This is a genomic window from Rothia sp. CCM 9417 (genome assembly GCF_048513575.1).
GTDB lineage: Bacteria > Actinomycetota > Actinomycetes > Actinomycetales > Micrococcaceae > Rothia.
The window spans coordinates 1-2,788 of sequence record NZ_JBLXXT010000016.1 but is presented as its reverse complement, the minus strand read 5'-3'; the positions used below and the strand labels follow the sequence as shown (position 1 = coordinate 2,788).

The 2,788-nt window shown below is 50.4% G+C and carries 2 protein-coding genes; both read left to right on the top strand.

Annotation, left to right across the window (positions count from 1 at the left end):
- Nucleotides 1-116 precede the first annotated feature (116 nt).
- The gene (locus ACN082_RS10365; protein WP_419100783.1) at nt 117-1,160 is read left to right on the top strand and encodes a primase C-terminal domain-containing protein; all 1,044 of its coding nucleotides are present in this window, start codon (nt 117-119) and stop codon (nt 1,158-1,160) included.
- Between the two features lie 953 nt (nt 1,161-2,113).
- Nucleotides 2,114-2,512 (top strand): hypothetical protein, encoded by a 399-nt coding sequence (locus ACN082_RS10360; protein WP_419100782.1) that lies wholly within the window; start codon nt 2,114-2,116, stop codon nt 2,510-2,512.
- Nucleotides 2,513-2,788: the final 276 nt, after the last annotated feature.

The window sequence follows — 2,788 nt, the reverse complement described above, 5'->3', positions numbered from 1 at the left end:
AAGCCCGTTCCGTATATGCTTAGAGCAGTTTTAGATAAAAAAGAACCGGTAGGGCTGGCACCCTAACCGGTTCACAAATTCCGTCTCGCGTCTTACTTCGAAAGGAATTCAAGCTTGTGTCTACGAGTCTAGCAGTACCCAGCAGAACCGCAACCAAAGAAGCCCGGTTCGCCGTACACATCACAGACACCCAGAGGGTCTTTCTCTGCTCAGAAACCAAGAGCGCCCCGCTGACCAAAACCCTACGGGCAGACCTACACAAGTACGAGTTTTACCAGCCCAGCCCCGCTTTTTGCCGTGCCCTGGTGATCGACATCGACCATATTTTCGCGCCGAATTACATCTTTGATTTACCCCGCGAAATTTACCCTCATGCCGTGATTTTTACAGCCCAGGGCGTACAAGCTTTCTGGCTTATTGAGGGTGTCCCGCTGACCAGCAAAGCCCACCAAGCTCCTATCCGGTTCGCGAGGGACACCGCCGAGCTTCTACGCCGTGCCTGTTCAGGTGACCCAGCGGTGAACGCTCTTAGCCCCTCAAAGTGCCGTAACCCGCTATATAAGGGCGCTGAGGTCATTTACCCGACTGATTGCCCGCCCTATGCCCTCAAAGCACTCTCAGGGGCGCTTAGAGCCTTTCTAAGGGCTTCTAAGTCTCCAGAGGGCACAGAAACCCGCCCATGCCGTCCTGAGCCGGTCTGGGGCGAGCTAGAAGCAGGTCAGCGTAATGAGACGATTTTTCAGACCATTAGGCGCACTGCCTACCGTGGCGGGGACTTTGAAGCCCAGGCCTATGAGCTGAGTGCTCAGTGCAATCCGCCGTTACCCTTGTCTGAGGTTGCTGGAATCGTCAGGAGTGTACAGAAGTTCATGGAAACCCGTTTTAGTCCCGCAGAAGCCCGCCATGAGCCGGGGGCGCCTGTCCCTGACGCGGTGCGCGAGTTTATGGCTGAGATTGGGCGTAAGGGCGGGAGCCGAAAAACCGAAGCCCAGACCCAGGCACTAGCGCGCGGAAGAGTTGCCGGAAACGCTGTTAAATCTGCTCAGGCTATCGGGCGTAGGGCGCAGATTCAGGCACTCAAAGAGGCCGGGTACAAGCAACGAGAGGTTGCCGAAAAAATGGGCGTGACTGTTCGAACAGTTCAGCGTTCGTGGAACTAATCCCAAAGGTGACATTCCTGGAGCTTAATCAGGGTATTACGGTTCTCCGCCCCCTCCCCTGCTCCAAGCCTCCTCGACTCAGCCCGGGCGCTCCGACCTACTCCAGCTGACACCCTACGCCCTCTTCATCCCTCACCTGGCGTAAACCCAAGGTACAAGACTCTATAGAGAAGGAACTTCAGTCAAGAGCAGCAGGCAACCCCAGAAACCAAAAGCAGAAACAGTTAGTCAGTCACGTATGCCAAACTTCGTTTGACTTTCTCTTGCTGTGACAGAAACGCGCATCTCCCCGCCTGCCTTTACCTCAGAAAGTGCGCGGGAAAAACCTACACACCTGTGGCATTGAAATGCACTAACGTAACGGGCTGTTACGGAAAATCGTGTTTCATTGTGGTCTTAGTTGAGCGAAAAAGATCAGCCAGCCGGTCAGTTTTTGTGCTCTGATTTTTCGTCACACCTCATGCATTCAATGACTCAGGAAGTTGTATTCTGAGTAACTCATAAATAGCAGGTGTATTTAAGCACCTGGCGGAGCAAGCTATACATTTACGTTACGTAAAGGGCTTTTGCCTGGTGAAGCGCAAAATTTTTCGGGTCGCTGCGCTTGGCAATTTTGCACGCTCGGGCGTGTTTTTCTTTTGGCTTCTCGCTACTGGTGGAAAAGCTTAGCCCCCGATCACACCCCGTCAAGGGCGCTTGCTCCATCGCGTAGCGACGTCTCAGGCGGTGTGATCCTAGGGGGCTTATGTTCCGCTTATCACCAGCGGGGAAATAAAAAAAGACACGTATCTATAGGTGTATTACGTAAATTTTTAGGTAGCGCTGACTGGGTATTTCTCTGATTTCTTTATTGAATCGTGATGTAATAAGTTGACTTATTTAAAATATGTGTGTTGGAATACAGTTGTTACCAATCACCAAGGCGAGAGCGCTTTGGAACGAAAGGGAATAAGATGACCGTAGCAAAAAAAATTTCAACTGGTTTTGTTGTTGGAGCTCTAACTCTTGGCTTAGCAGGAGGAATATACACTCCTGCAGTTGCGGAAGAGTGCAGGGGTGAAACGAAAACTGAGGTCGTATCAGTTGACTTTATTACTGGCGGCCAAACCAATGAGGTCAAGTTAGACTCCTGCAAAGTCCAGAAAATGATTGATGGGTATGGGCAGGTAAAGGATGCCGCAGGACTTGCTGGCCTTCTTGGCTCGGGTTATTGGCCTGTTGGAGTAGCGGGCGGAATCTTCTTCGGATGGGCCTGGAATAACCAGGAAAAGCTTAAAGAATGTGCTCAAGATGGAAATGGAGTCACTTTCACAGAAATCAACGGAATTATTACAGGCTGTTCATCTCAATAAAGGTGCTGAATTAAAGTGCTAACAAAAAGTAAAATTATCCTGCCTTTGGTATTTTTTGTTATCGGTATATTTCTACTAGTTGCTAGAAGCATGGGCTTTATAAACGAAGCTGTCAGTAACTATTCGATGCTAGCTCTGCTAGTTATCGCGATAAGTACTGGGATATATGTTGCAAGCGTTGCGCGATCGCGTCATTCATAACGAACCGATAGAGAGTTTAGAACGGGCTTAAGTCAGGTAGCCGGAGACAGCTCAGTGTCTCCGGCTACCTGACTT

Bases quoted from the DNA above. Each gene is read 5' to 3' on its own strand.
- ACN082_RS10360 (WP_419100782.1), top strand. From the start codon at position 2,114: ATGACCGTAGCAAAAAAAATTTCAACTGGTTTTGTTGTTGGAGCTCTA.